The following is a 13,539-nucleotide window of genomic DNA, read 5'->3' on the forward strand; positions in this document are numbered from 1 at the left end:
ATGGATACCAAGGCCAACGGACCCCATTCCTCCCCCGCGCTGGACCGCATCGATGAAGCCATCATCGAAGTCCTACGCCACCAGGGGCGTATCACCTACGAAAAGCTCTCGTCGCTGGTGCACCTCACGCCCAGGCCCTGCCTGGAACGGGTGCGCAAGCTGGAGCGGCGCGGGGTGATCCGTGGGTATGGGGCGATCATTGATGTGCAGATGGTGTCGCCTGGGTTGTCGTTGCTGGTGCTGGTGGCCTTGTCGAACCAGAGCGGGCGCTCGGCGCAGAAGGCTTTTGAAGCCTGTGTGAAGGCCTGCCCGCAAGTGTTCGAATGCCAGTTGATCAGCGGCCCGTTTGACTACAGCCTGCGCATGCGCTGCCGGGACATGGAGCATTACCGGGTGCTGACGGAGACCTGGTTGAACAATGACGAGTTGCACATCGATAAGTTGGTGGCGCATCCGGAGTTGGCGGTGGTCAAGAACACCGCCACCGAACTGGCCTGAGCCCCAATTTCACCAAACACTGCATAACCCCTGTGGGAGCGGGCTTGCTCGCGAATGTGGAGTGTCAGTCACTTAATTTGTCACTGATACACCGCATTCGCGAGCAAGCCCGCTCCCACATTTTTTAACCGTGCCCACTTAGTATTTTCTTGCCAGGCTTGACCCCAATCATCTTCGCCTGCCCATCCTTCTGCTTGCCCGTCCGCGCTTCGCTGATCAACCCCGGTATCAACTTGCCCTCCGGCAGGTTCTTCCAGAACCGGCTGGGTAAGTGCCCTTCCATCACCTTGGGGTTCAACCGCGCCGGATTGAAGATGTGGCTGTAGTAGGTCAGCCACATCGCACTGTGGGGGTCTTCGACATTCTGCGCCAATTGCCGCCATGCCTCGGGACACTCGCGCTGATGGATCAACTGCTCACCGTCGTAATACACCCCGTCCAACGGCGTGGCGATCATCCAGCGATGCCGCCCCATGCGCCCGATGAAATGCTGGCTGGCCGATTTCAGGATGTCGTGGGCAGGCTCATGCCAGGCCACGTACTCGGGCAATTGCGGCCCGGCCTCGGCGGGTAACGCGATAAACCGCACAAACGCATGCAGGTGGTGCGCCTCACGACTGACCTGCTTGATCCGCCGTTGCAACTCACTGCCCAGCTTGTCCCCCGCCAGCATTGCCGTGCGGTCACCATGACTGACCCGCCACAACACTTCGTACAACAAGCTCCAGCGCTGTTCGCCGTGGTAACAGGCGGCCGACTCCAGCAACTCCAACAGGGCCTTGGGTACCCGCGTCTGGTAAGGCCCCAAGCCTTCGGGAATCGGTTCGTCGGTGGCAAACAGGTCCGCCACCTCGGCCTCGCCCCAGCTCACCTGGCTAGGGTCGACCTGATGGCTTAGCAGCCAGCGCGCCTGCTCGCGCCAGGTGCTGAACAGGTTTTTGCATTCCAGGCTGATCATCCCCACAGCCCCATTTGCTGCGGTTGCGGACGGTCACGCAGTTGTTCGCGCAGCAACACGCTGGTGCTGTCGGCCTGTTGCGGGTGGTAGTCGCTGGTGATGAAAAACGGCTTGGCCTTGGCCAGCACGCAGCGCATGCGCGCCAGGTCTTCGAAGCGGATCTTGCGCTCGCGGCGCAGATCCACCAGGCGCTGGGTGGTGCGCAGGCCGATGCCTGGGATACGCGCGATCAAGGTCGGCTCGGCGCGGTTCAGGTCCAGGGGGAACACCTCACGGTTTTCCAGGGCCCAGGCCAACTTGGGGTCGATATCCAGCGCCAGGTGGCCGGGACCTTTGAACAGTTCATTGGCGTTGAACCCATAGCTGCGCAGCAGGAAATCGGCCTGGTACAAGCGATGCTCACGCATTAACGGAGGCGCAGCCAGGGGCACGCTTTTCGGGCTGTTGGGGATGGGGCTGAACGCCGAGTAATACACGCGGCGCAGCTTGAAGTTGCCGTACAACGCCTCGGCACCGTGGAGGATGGTGCTGTCATCGGTGTCATCCGCGCCGACGATCAGTTGCGTGCTCTGCCCGGCCGGGGCAAAACGCGGCGCGCGCGGCTCGTTGCGGACCGTCTGCTCGCCGGTATAGATGGTCTGCATGGCCTGCTTGATCGACACGATCTTTTTTTCTGGCGCCAGGGTCTGCAGGCTGGCCTCGGTCGGCAATTCGATGTTCACGCTCAGGCGATCGGCATACTTTCCGGCTTCGGCGATCAGCGCCGGGTCGGCATCGGGAATGGTCTTGAGATGGATATAGCCGCGAAAGTCATGCTCTTCGCGCAGCAATTTGGCGACCCGCACCAACTGCTCCATGGTGTAGTCGGACGAACGGATGATGCCGGAACTGAGAAACAGCCCGCTGACGCAATTGCGTCGGTAGAAATCCAGGGTCAGGGTGACCACCTCCTCCGGGCTGAAACGCGCGCGGGGCACGTCGCTGGAGCGGCGGTTGACGCAGTACTGGCAGTCGTAAAGACAGAAGTTGGTGAGCAACACCTTGAGCAGCGACACACATCGCCCGTCCGGCGTGTAGCTGTGGCAGATGCCCATGCCATCGGTAGACCCCAGCCCCGCCTTGCCTTCGGAGCTGCGCTTGGGTGCGCCACTGCTGGCGCAGGACGCATCGTACTTGGCGGCGTCGGCGAGAATACTGAGTTTTTCGATCAACTGCATGGAGGGTTACCAATACTGGTTTTTTGTACAGTATCAGCCAACCCTCCAGGTCACAAGTGCAGCCTGTCAGCTCGCGGTGGCGAGCAACAGGTCCTGCACCGAACGCCCTTTGCCGCGACCACGGTCCAGCGCATACAACGACGCCGCAATCTCATCCGCGCGAATCGGCAGCACCGACAGCAAGGTATCGCTCAAGCCGTGGCTGGCCTGGCTGAACCCTTGGATGTAGATGCCGGCGTTGCAACGCTCGTCAGTGACGATGCGGTAGTCACGCGCGACGTCGAAGTCACCCAGGTAGTCTTCCAGCGGTGCGAGCAAGGCGCGGTGCGTCTGGCGCTCATAGCCAGTGGCCAGGATTACCGCGTCGTAGTGATTGATGCTGGTATCGCCGTTGGCGTTGTTGCGCAGCACCAATTCAATGCCCAGCGGGCCTGGGGTGGCCTTCTCGACCACGGTCATGGTGCGGAACGCCTGGCGGGCGATGCCGGAGACTTTCTGGCGATAGAAGATGCCGTAGATACGCTCGATCAGGTCCAGGTCCACCACCGAATAGTTGGTGTTCTGGTACTCGGCGACCAAACGTTCACGCTCGGCGCCCTCTTGCTGGAACACCAGGTCGGTGAAGGCCGGCGAGAACACTTCGTTGACGAACGGGCTGTCATCCGCCGGCTTGAGCGCCGAACCACGCAGAATCATATCGACCTGCACCGACGGGAAGCTGTCGTTCAGGTCGATGAAGGCTTCCGCCGCGCTCTGGCCACCGCCGATGATGGCGATGCGCATGGTCTTGCCCTCGACACACGGCTGGCTGGCCATGCGCTCCAGGTACTGGGAATGATGGAACACCCGGCTGTCGCCCTTGAGCGCCTTGAACGCTTCAGGAATGCGCGGCGTGCCCCCGGCGCTGACCACCACCGAACGGGTGGTGCGCACGTGTTGCTCACCGAGCGCATCGCGGGAAATCACGCGCAGCGCTTCAACCTGCTGCTGGTGCAGGATCGGCTCGATGGCCAGCACTTCCTCGCCATAGCGCGCCTGGGCCTGGAACTGCCCGGCGACCCAGCGCAGGTAGTCGTTGTACTCCATGCGGCACGGGTAGAAGGTGCCCAGGTTGATGAAGTCGACCAGGCGATCGTGGGCTTTCAGGTAGTTGACGAAGGAATACGGGCTGGTGGGGTTGCGCAGGGTCACCAGGTCCTTGAGGAATGAAATCTGCAGCTCGCTCTGGGTCACCAGGGTATTGCCGTGCCAGCGGTAGTCGGCCTGTTTGTCGAGAAACAGCACGTCCAGTTTGCCCTGGGCCTTTTCGCGCTCCTGCAGGGCGATGGCCAGCGCCAGGTTCGAAGGGCCGAAACCGATACCGATCAGGTCGTGAACCGCGGGCGAAGCAATTGCCTGTGTCATTCCAGTGTCCTCTGGATAAGCCCCTTGGCGGTGGGGCGGGAATACCTTCAAGACCTGAACAACAGGTCGTGTGTTGATAGGAAACGAGGACAGTGAAATAAAATTTAACTGATCATTGATCAGTGCGCTTCCCACTCGCGCATCCGCACCCGGCAGTGCTTCATGGCGTTGACGATGTGTTTCTCCACCAAGGCGCGAGAAATGCACAGGCGTTCGGCGATTTGCAGGTGGGTCAGGCCTTCGAGCTTGCGCAGCAGGAAGCTGTCGCGACAGGCCTGTGGCAGCTCGGCCAGGGCGCGTTCGAGCAGTTCCAGGCGTTGGCCGTGGTCGTGGTTAGTGTGCGGCGAACTGCTGGCGAAGCGTTCTTCGGCATCCAGCACATCCAGGGGTTCGACCTGGCGCAAGGCATTGCGCCGATGGCCGTCGATCACCAGGTTGAGCGCCGTGCGGTACAAAAAGGCACGGGGTTGTTCGATGGGCGTGTCGCTGGAACGCTCCAGCACCCGGACATAAGCGTCATGCACCACATCCTCGGCCACCTGACGGTTGCCCAGCTTGGCGTTGAGGAAACACACCAGCTCGCGATAGTAGTTTTCCAACATGACTCCCGACCGCCGGGTGGCGGCATTAGGTCCTTGGGTGCAAATAAAGACAGCATTCAGGTGATGGCAGTTTGAGTGCGTGCAATTTATAGTAATTCTCATCTACTTTTAAAGCAGACTTGTATCAACGGACGATTTTTTTCTTCAAGGGAGCTGTAACTGCTTATGTAACCGCCTAAATCCCCGCGCAATTCTCTCGTTTACTTGTCAGCTCCCCGCAACTGCGGTCCGAACTTTCCTGGCTGGAACCAAAGCATGAAACGCCCTCGACCTGCCCGACGCGCCTTGCTTGTTATCGCGTGCCTGATCCCCATTTTCGCCATCGCGGCCTGGCAAGTGCTGCCGCCGGGGCGTGACACCCTCACCACCGTCACCGTCACCCGCGGCAGTATCGAAAACAGCGTGACCGCCCTCGGCACCCTGCAGCCGCGCCGTTATGTGGACGTGGGGGCCCAGGCCTCCGGACAGATCCGCAAGATCCACGTCGAGGCCGGCGACCAGGTCCAGGAAGGCCAGTTACTGGTGGAGATCGACCCCTCCACGCAAAAAGCCAAGCTGGACGCCAGCCGCTACGCCATCGAAAACCTCAAGGCCCAGTTGCAGGAACAAAAGGCCCAGCACGAACTGGCACGCCAGAAGTACCAGCGCCAGCAACGCCTGGCCGCCGGCAACGCCACCCGTGAAGAAGACGTGCAAACCGCCAAGGCCGAACTGAGCGCCACCCAGGCGCGGGTCGACATGTTCCAGGCGCAGATCCAGCAAGCCCAGGCCAGCTTGCGCAGCGACGAAGCTGAATTGGGCTACACGCGCATCTATGCGCCCATGACCGGCACCGTGGTCGCGGTGGACGCGCGGGTCGGCCAGACCCTGAACGCCCAGCAGCAGACGCCGCTGATCCTGCGCATCGCCAAATTGTCACCGATGACCGTGTGGGCTGAGGTCTCGGAAGCCGATATCGGCCACGTCAAACCGGGCATGACCGCGTATTTCACCACGTTGAGCGGCGGCAACCGGCGCTGGACCAGCACCGTGCGGCAGATCCTGCCGATTCCGCCCAAGCCATTGAATGAAACCCAAGGCAGCGGCAGCCCCAACAGCACCAGCAAAAGCGGCAGCGGCCGCGTGGTGCTGTACACCGTGCTGCTGGACGTGGACAACAGCGACAACGCGTTGATGGCCGAAATGACCACTCAGGTATTTTTCGTCGCCAGCCAGGTCAAGGACGCCCTCACCGCGCCGGTCGCCGCGTTATCGGGCACGGCGAACCCCAACGAGCAGATCGCCCAGGTCGTGGGCAAGAATGGCCGAATCGAGCAGCGCCAGGTGCAGGTGGGCATCAGCGACCGCCTGCGCGTCCAGGTGCTCGACGGTTTGAGCGAAGGCGATCACCTGCTGATCGGCCCAGCCGACGGCAACGGGGGTTGAGTTGACCACGCCCCTGATCGAACTCAAGAACATCCGCAAGTCCTACGGCGGCGGCGACAGCCCGCAGGTCGACGTGTTGCGCGGCATCGACCTGTCGATCCATGCCGGGGAATTTGTCGCCATCGTCGGTGCCTCGGGCTCCGGCAAGTCCACGTTGATGAATATCCTTGGCTGTCTCGACCGTCCAAGCACAGGCGACTACCTGTTCGCCGGGGAAAACGTCGCCCATCTGGACAGCGACGAACTGGCCTGGTTGCGCCGCGAAGCCTTTGGCTTCGTGTTCCAGGGCTACCACCTGATCCCGTCGGGCTCGGCCCAGGAAAACGTCGAGATGCCGGCGATCTACGCCGGTATCAGCGCCGCCGAACGCCATGCCCGCGCCAACGCCCTGCTCACGCGCCTGGGCCTGGCCGAGCGCACCGGCAATCGTCCGCACCAGCTTTCCGGCGGCCAGCAACAGCGGGTGTCCATTGCCCGTGCGTTGATGAACGGCGGGCATATCATCCTCGCTGACGAACCCACTGGCGCCCTCGACAGCCACAGTGGCGCCGAGGTCATGACCCTGCTCGATGAACTCGCCAGCCAGGGCCACGTGGTGATCCTGATCACCCACGACCGCGAAGTGGCGGCGCGGGCCAATCGCATCATCGAGATTCGCGATGGCTTGATCATCAGCGACTCGGCCGACGGCAGCGACGTTGCGCCAGTATTAGCGAGCGGCGCCTTGCAAGCCGTGGACCTGCGCCAACGCCTGGCCGACGGTGCCGAACACAATGGCGCGTGGAAAGCCGAACTGGTGGACGCAGTGCAAGCCGCCTGGCGGGTGATGTGGATCAACCGTTTCCGCACCGCGCTGACCCTGTTGGGGATCATCATCGGCGTGGCGTCGGTGGTGGTGATGCTGGCCGTAGGTGAGGGCAGCAAGCGGCAAGTCATGGCGCAGATGGGCGCATTCGGCTCCAACATCATCTACCTCAGCGGCACGTCGCCCAACCCGCGTACACCGCTGGGCATCGTCACCCTCAATGACGTCCACGCGCTGGCGGCCCTGCCCCAGGTGAAACACATCATGCCGGTCAACGGCAGCGAAGTCGGGGTGCGTTACGGCAACGTGGACTACATGGCGTACGTGGGCGGCAATGACACCAACTTCCCGGAGATTTTCAACTGGCCGGTGGTCGAGGGCAGTTACTTCACGGCCGCCGACGAGCGTGCCGCCGCCACCGTGGCGGTGATCGGTCATCGCGTGCGCGAGAAGCTGTTCAAGGGCGAGGTCAACCCAATCGGCCAGTACATCCTGATTGAAAACGTGCCGTTCCAGGTGATCGGAGTGCTGGCGGAAAAAGGCGCCGCCTCCGGCAACAAGGACAGTGACGACCGTGTCGCCATCCCTTACACCGCCGCCAGTGTGCGCCTGTTTGGCAGCTACAACCCTGAGTATGTGGTGATCGCGGCGGCGGATGCGCGCAAGGTCCACGAAGCCGAAGTGGCCATCGACCAGTTGATGAAAAAGCTGCACAACGGCAAGCGTGACTATGAGCTGACCAACAACGCGGCGATGATCCAGGCCGAGGCCCGTACGCAGAACACGCTGTCATTGATGCTCGGTTCTATTGCAGCGATATCTTTGCTGGTGGGCGGGATCGGCGTGATGAATATCATGCTGATGACCGTACGTGAGCGCACCCGTGAAATCGGCATCCGCATGGCCACCGGCGCACGCCAACGCGACATCCTGCGCCAGTTCCTCACCGAAGCGGTGATGCTCTCGGTGGTCGGCGGCTTGTGCGGCATCGCCCTGGCGCTGTTGGTTGGCGGCGTGTTGGTGCTGGCCAAGGTGGCAGTGCAGTTCTCCCTTTTGGCGGTGTTTGGCGCCTTTGGTTGTGCACTCGTCACCGGTGTCGTATTCGGCTTCATGCCGGCCCGTAAAGCTGCCCGGCTCGATCCGGTTAAGGCGTTGACCAGTGAATAAACAGTCCTTCTACCTGCCGGCCTTGTGCGTGTTACTCAGCGCCTGCACCGGCAACCCGCCCGCGCTCGACAGCGGGATTGCAGCGCCTGCCGCCTGGCAATTTGCCGAACGCGACGCCGCCCAGGTCACCAACCAGCAATGGTGGACGCAGTTCGGTAGCCCACAGCTGAACCGTCTGGTCGAACAGGCCCGGCGAGACAGCTTCGACGTGGCCGCCGCCACCGCGCGCGTGCGCCAGGCCCAAGCCAGCGCAGTGATCGCCGGTGCGCCGCTGTTGCCGGAAGTGAAGCTCAACCTCACCACCAGCCGCCAAAAGTTGTTACGTGGCCCGGGTGGACCGGACCTTGACGCTTCGCAAAGCGATGACGCCGTCGACAACTTTGGCGCCAACCTCACCGCCAGCTACGAAGTGGACTTCTGGGGTGGCCGCGCAGCCGCCCGCGACAGTGCCCTGCATACCCTGCGCGCCAGCGAGTTTGACCAGGCCACCGTGGAGCTGACCTTGCTCAGCAGCGTGGCCGACCGCTACGCACAAACCCTGGCCGCGCAGCAGCGCCAGCAGATTGCAGAACTGAACCTGGCCAATGCGCGTAACGTGCTCGACCTGGTGCAGACCCGCTATGACGCCGGCTCCGCCACCGCCCTGGAACTGGCCCAGCAAAAAAGCCTGGTGGCCAGCCAGCAACGTCAATTGCCGCTGATTCAACAGTTGACCGAAGAGTCGCGGATCACGCTGGCCGCCCTTCTCGGCCAACCCGTCCAAGCCCTGGACCTTGGCAGCGAACCGTTTCAAGCCTTGACCTGGCCTGCCATCGGCGCCGGCATGCCCAGTCAATTGCTCAGCCGCCGTCCCGATATCGCCAAGGCCGAGGCGCAATTGGCGGCAGCACAGGCCGACGTCACCGTGGCCCGCGCGGCCATGCTGCCCGCCATCACCCTCGGCGCGACCCTGGGTTCCGACGCCTACAAGGCCGTGGATATCCTGCGCAGCCCCTACTACACGCTGACCGCTGGGCTGGTGGCGCCGATCTTCAACAACGGCCGTTTAAGCGCTGAACGCGACAAGGCCCGCGCGCGCCAGGATGAACTGCTGCAAACCTATCGCGGTGCGATCATCAACGGCTTTGCCGACGTGGAAAAATCCCTCAGCAGCATCACCCGTCTCGACCAGCAGCGCGAATGGCAAAGCGAAGAACTGCAACAGGCCCAGACCGCCTTCCAGATCGCTGAAAGCCGCTACCAGGCAGGCGCCGAAGACCTGCTCACGGTACTGGAAACCCAGCGCACGCTGTACGCGGCCCAGGACCAGAACGTGCAACTGCGACTGTCGCGCCTGCAGGCCAGTATCGCGTTGTACAAAGCCCTGGGCGGCGGCTGGCAGACGCAGATCCGATAAACAAAACTCCGCTTTCGTACACCAACTATCTTCTAGTCCTACATTCTTGAGCAAAGGTCCTTGGTAAAAAAACCGTACTCACACGGTTGCCCAGGACCTCTTGATGACTGTCGCAAAATACCTGACATGCGCCTGTCTCTGGGTGACTGCAAGCGCTGCCCAAGAACTGATTCCCCCCACCGCCATTGACTGGTTGCTGGATTGCCCCCTGCCCACCACTGAACGCCTGGACCCCGAAGTGCTGCAACGCACTCAATGCGGCGTCGTGAGCGTGCCGCGTAATTACGCTGCGCCCCGGCAAGGCAACCTGCGCCTCCACCTGACCCGCGTCGGCGCCCGAGACCCGCTGAATCGCGAAGGCGTGGTGTTTGCCCTGGCCGGCGATGCGTCCAAAAGGAACCAGGGCGGCACCTTTGTCATTCACCTGACCAGCCTCTGGGGCTCTTACTCCAACCCGGCGTATCGCACACTGGTCAACCGCTACGACGTCATCGAACTCACCCCCCGCGACCTCGGCAACGACAATGGAGTCGAACAAGCCGCCCAAGACCTGGAGTTTGTCCGCACTCAACTGGGCGACGCCCAACTGCTCTACCTGGGCAATGCCGATGCGGCCCGCCTGGGCAACCGTTACGCGGCCCTGTTTCCCGAACGGGTGGCGCGCATGGTACTGGTCAATGCAAAGCAACCCGAGTCGGCGGCACCCAAGGTCGAACAACTGCGCCTGAAAGAAACAGCCCAACAGGACGCCAGCAGCTGCATCAACCGCTGGATGGGCGACTTTCTGGTGTTCGGCAAGCAACCACCGCCGTCCACGCGCTGCCTCGATTCAGGCAACGGGGAGTAACCACCCGATTGCGACCTGTTGCCATCGAAAACGACACCCGCTGTTGACGCTGCATTCCGATCGCTATTAAGTGCTATTAATCCGCATTAATACGATAAATCGAACCTATGCTAAGCCGCCCGCTACGACGCAAACGCCAGAAGCTGTCCGATGTGATTGTCGAGTCGGTCAAGCGCTCCATCGTCACCGACGCCTTGAAGCCCGGCGACCGCCTGCCCACCGAACGCGAACTGATGGAAAGCTTCCAGTGCTCCAAGGGATCGGCCCGCGAAGCGCTCAAGGCACTGGAAGTGGAAGGCCTGGTGAGCACCCGCACCGGGCCCAGCGGCGGCGCCTACCTGAACCAGGCCGGCACCGAACCGGCCAGCCGCGCGTTGCGCAACTACCTGCACTTCCAGCACCTGGACGGCGAACAGGTGTACCAACTGCGCAAAGTCATCGAAGTGGAACTGGCGGTGTCGGTGCTTGGGCGCTTGAGCGAGGACGACTATCAGGCCCTGCAAGACAATGTGGATTTTTGCAGCGCCCCCGAAGACAGCGAGGCCGGCCAGCGTGAACAGCGCCTGGCGGAACTGGAGTTCCATAACCTGCTGGCCAAGGCCTGCCCCAACCCGTTGCTGAGTTTCATGGCGCAGTTCCTCAACGATCTGCTGCGCGACCTGGTGGTGCTGAAAAAAGCCTACAAGCCCAAGCGCAAGCAGTTCGACGCCGCCAACCTGGACTATCACAAGCAGTTGCTGATCGCCTTTCGTGCCGGGGATGAAAGCGCGGTGCGCAGCTTGATGCATGAACACATGTGCGATGCCGAACACCACATGACCGCCCTTGAAGGCCAGGTCAGCCCGCACTTTTTGCTGGAGTTCGACCACTCTTAAAAAACACCACAGGCCCCATGTGGGGGGGGCTTGCCCCCGATGACGCCAGCACACTCAACATTAATGTCGACTGACACACCGCTATCGGAGGCAAGCCACCTCCCACATTTGGGCTGCATTTCAACCACACATCGTTTCATCCAATAACAGGCCTGCCCACAGGCCCTTGCTCCACCGTATCGCCATTGCCACTCCTGCCAATAACTAAACCAGGGAGTCACCCCATGCAGCGTCGTACGTTGTTGAAAGCCAGTCTTACCGCAGCCGCCGCCCTCAGCCTCCCGCTGAGCGTTCGGTCTGCATTCGCCGCCGAGCCCTTTACCTTTTACGGCCTCAAGTCCATGTCTGGCGCCTTTGCCAGCTATGGCAAGTTTGCCGACATGGGTTCGCGCCTGGCGGTGGAACAACACCCCGAGCTGCTCGGCCGCCCGCTGAACTACAAGGTGATCGACACCGAAGGCAACGCCGGCAAGGCCGTGCGCAAGGTGCAGGAAGCCATCCAGCAGGACGGCGCGCGGTTCTTCCAGGGCTGCACCCTGTCGTCGTCGGCACTGGCGGTGGCGAAGGAGGTGGACAAGGTCGGCGGTGTGTTCATGACCCCGGTGGGCGCCGATGAAGTCACCGGCAAGGACTGCAACAAGGCAACCTTCCGCTGGTCGGTGCCCACCTACGGCGCGATCCGTGAAACCATGGTGCCGCTGATCAAGCTGCTGCCGGACGCCAAGCGTTGGTACACCATCACCCCGCAATACGTGTTCGGCGAAGCGCTGCTCGAAGGCGCGAAGAATGTGCTCAAGGAAAACGGCCTGGAACACATCGGCAACAGCTACCACTCGTTGCAGGAACAGGAATTTTCCGGCTACCTGACCAACGCCATCGCCGCCAAGCCCGATGTGCTGGTGCTGCTCAACTTCGGCAGCCAGTCGTCCAACACCCTGCGCCAGGCGGTGAACTTCGGTATCAAGGAACGCATGAAGGTGTTGCTGGTATGGTCCGCCGGCCTCGACCAGTTCCAGGAACTGGGCAGTGATGTGCTGGAAGGCGTGTACCTCGGCGCGCAGTACTGGCACCAGGTCGACACCCCGCTCAACCGTGAACTGGTCAAGCTCACCCAAGCCAAATACGGCATCAACCCTACCTACCCGCTGGCCGCCGATTACATCAGCACCAAGGTCATGCTCGAAGCCATCATTTCTACCGGCAGTTTCGACGGACCGACCGTGGCCAAGGCCCTGCAGGGCCTGAGCTACGAAGGGCCCACCGGCAAGGAATCGATCCGCGCCGGCGACCACCAGGTGATCAAGGATTACTACCTGCTGATCGGCAAGGCCACCGACGACATGGCCGACAAAGATGACCTGGCCAAGGTACTCAGCGCCGGCCAGTCGTTCCCGCCCGTGGACGCCACAGGCTGCACGCTCGGCTGATCCCCTGAATTTGGTAGCGCAGGGCCGTGCGAGCGGCCTCCTGCAGAGGGTTCCTGCATGCTTAATCTTTATCTGTTCCAGATCCTCAACGGCCTTGGGCTGGGGATGATCTACTTCCTGATCGCGGTCGGGCTGACGATCATTTTCGGCCTGCTCAACTTCGTCAACTTCGCCCACGGCGCGTTCTTCCTGCTGGGTGCCTATATCTGCTACACCGCCGTGAGCCTCACTGGCAACTTCTGGCTCGCGTTGCTGATTGCGCCGCTGGTGGTGGCCGCGCTGGCCTGGGCCATCGAGCGGTTGTTGATCCAGCGCATTTATCACTTACCGCACATGTTCCAGATCCTGGTGACCCTGGGGATCGCGCTGATCATCCAGGAGGCCAGCGTGATGATCTGGGGCCCGGTGGGCAAAAGCGTCGCCGTGCCGGAACTGCTGCGCGGCGTGCTGGTGGTGGGTGACTTCGTCTACCCCTACTACCGCCTGTTTCTCATCGTATTTTCCGGGCTCGTCGGCCTGGGTCTGTGGCTGCTGCTGGAACGCACGCGCTTCGGCGCCCTGGTGCGGGCCGGCAGTGAAAGCACCGAGACCGTGTCGCTGCTGGGCACCAACATCTTCCGGCTGTTCTCCATGACCTTCGCCCTCGGCGTAGCCCTGGCCGGCGTCGCGGGCGTGCTTTTCGCCCCGTTGCGCGGCGCCCAACCCTTTGTCGGCCCGGAGATTCTCGGCGTGGCCTTCGTGGTGGTGGTGATCGGCGGCATGGGCTCGTTCAGCGGTGCGCTGGTCGGCGGTTTGCTGGTGGGCGTGGTGCAAAGCCTGATGACCACACTCTGGCCCCAGGGCGCGAGCCTGATGATCTACGGCGCAATGGCCGTGGTGATTCTGGTCCGTCCTTACGGCCTGTTTGGGAGAGCCTGA

The 13,539-nt window shown here is 62.2% G+C and carries 12 protein-coding genes; 8 read left to right on the forward strand and 4 right to left on the reverse strand.

Going from position 1 to position 13,539, the window contains the following annotated elements:
* Nucleotides 1–498, forward strand: coding sequence for an Lrp/AsnC family transcriptional regulator (locus tag EJ576_RS24630; protein WP_016974875.1), 498 nt, complete (start codon nt 1–3; stop codon nt 496–498).
* A 124-nt stretch (nt 499–622) separates the two neighbouring features.
* Here EJ576_RS24630 and EJ576_RS24635 read toward each other — a convergent pair whose 3' ends face one another.
* From EJ576_RS24635 to EJ576_RS24650, 4 genes are all read right to left on the reverse strand, one after another.
* Nucleotides 623–1,456 carry a TIGR03915 family putative DNA repair protein gene (locus tag EJ576_RS24635; protein WP_126571350.1) on the reverse strand — a complete coding sequence of 278 codons (834 nt, stop codon included), beginning with the start codon at nt 1,454–1,456 and terminating at the stop codon, nt 623–625.
* Entirely contained in the window at nt 1,453–2,673 is a 1,221-nt protein-coding gene (locus EJ576_RS24640) for a putative DNA modification/repair radical SAM protein (RefSeq protein WP_016974873.1), read from the reverse strand. The genes EJ576_RS24635 and EJ576_RS24640 overlap by 4 nt, the downstream gene beginning before the upstream one ends.
* 66 nt (nt 2,674–2,739) lie before the next feature.
* A complete protein-coding gene (locus EJ576_RS24645) occupies nt 2,740–4,077 on the reverse strand; it encodes a lysine N(6)-hydroxylase/L-ornithine N(5)-oxygenase family protein (RefSeq protein ID WP_126571351.1) in 1,338 nt (445 codons plus the stop codon).
* A gap of 119 nt (nt 4,078–4,196) precedes the next feature.
* Entirely contained in the window at nt 4,197–4,679 is a 483-nt protein-coding gene (locus EJ576_RS24650; protein WP_028616992.1) for a sigma-70 family RNA polymerase sigma factor, read from the reverse strand.
* 255 nt (nt 4,680–4,934) lie between these two features.
* On the opposite strand from EJ576_RS24650, the gene EJ576_RS24655 reads away from it, so the two are divergent.
* The 7 genes from EJ576_RS24655 (at nt 4,935) to EJ576_RS24685 (ending at nt 13,539) form a co-directional block, all read left to right on the forward strand.
* A complete protein-coding gene (locus EJ576_RS24655) occupies nt 4,935–6,104 on the forward strand; it encodes an efflux RND transporter periplasmic adaptor subunit (protein WP_028616993.1) in 1,170 nt (389 codons plus the stop codon).
* Between the two features lies 1 nt (nt 6,105).
* Entirely contained in the window at nt 6,106–8,076 is a 1,971-nt protein-coding gene (locus tag EJ576_RS24660) for a MacB family efflux pump subunit (RefSeq protein WP_126571352.1), read from the forward strand.
* Nucleotides 8,069–9,472 carry an efflux transporter outer membrane subunit gene (locus EJ576_RS24665; RefSeq protein ID WP_122729289.1) on the forward strand — a complete coding sequence of 468 codons (1,404 nt, stop codon included), beginning with the start codon at nt 8,069–8,071 and terminating at the stop codon, nt 9,470–9,472. The genes EJ576_RS24660 and EJ576_RS24665 overlap by 8 nt, the downstream gene beginning before the upstream one ends.
* A 103-nt stretch (nt 9,473–9,575) precedes the next feature.
* Complete coding sequence (locus tag EJ576_RS24670; RefSeq protein WP_126571353.1) at nt 9,576–10,319, forward strand: alpha/beta fold hydrolase; 744 nt, start codon at nt 9,576–9,578, stop codon at nt 10,317–10,319.
* Nucleotides 10,320–10,426: 107 nt separating this feature from the next.
* Complete coding sequence (locus tag EJ576_RS24675) at nt 10,427–11,194, forward strand: FadR/GntR family transcriptional regulator (RefSeq protein ID WP_015884774.1); 768 nt, start codon at nt 10,427–10,429, stop codon at nt 11,192–11,194.
* Nucleotides 11,195–11,418: 224 nt separating this feature from the next.
* A complete protein-coding gene (locus tag EJ576_RS24680; RefSeq protein WP_122729292.1) occupies nt 11,419–12,621 on the forward strand; it encodes an ABC transporter substrate-binding protein in 1,203 nt (400 codons plus the stop codon).
* 57 nt (nt 12,622–12,678) lie between these two features.
* Nucleotides 12,679–13,539, forward strand: coding sequence for a branched-chain amino acid ABC transporter permease (locus EJ576_RS24685; RefSeq protein ID WP_016974865.1), 861 nt, complete (start codon nt 12,679–12,681; stop codon nt 13,537–13,539).

The sequence above is a fragment of the Pseudomonas sp. C 49-2 genome, assembly GCF_003970195.1.
In the GTDB taxonomy this organism is placed as follows: domain Bacteria; phylum Pseudomonadota; class Gammaproteobacteria; order Pseudomonadales; family Pseudomonadaceae; genus Aquipseudomonas; species Aquipseudomonas canadensis.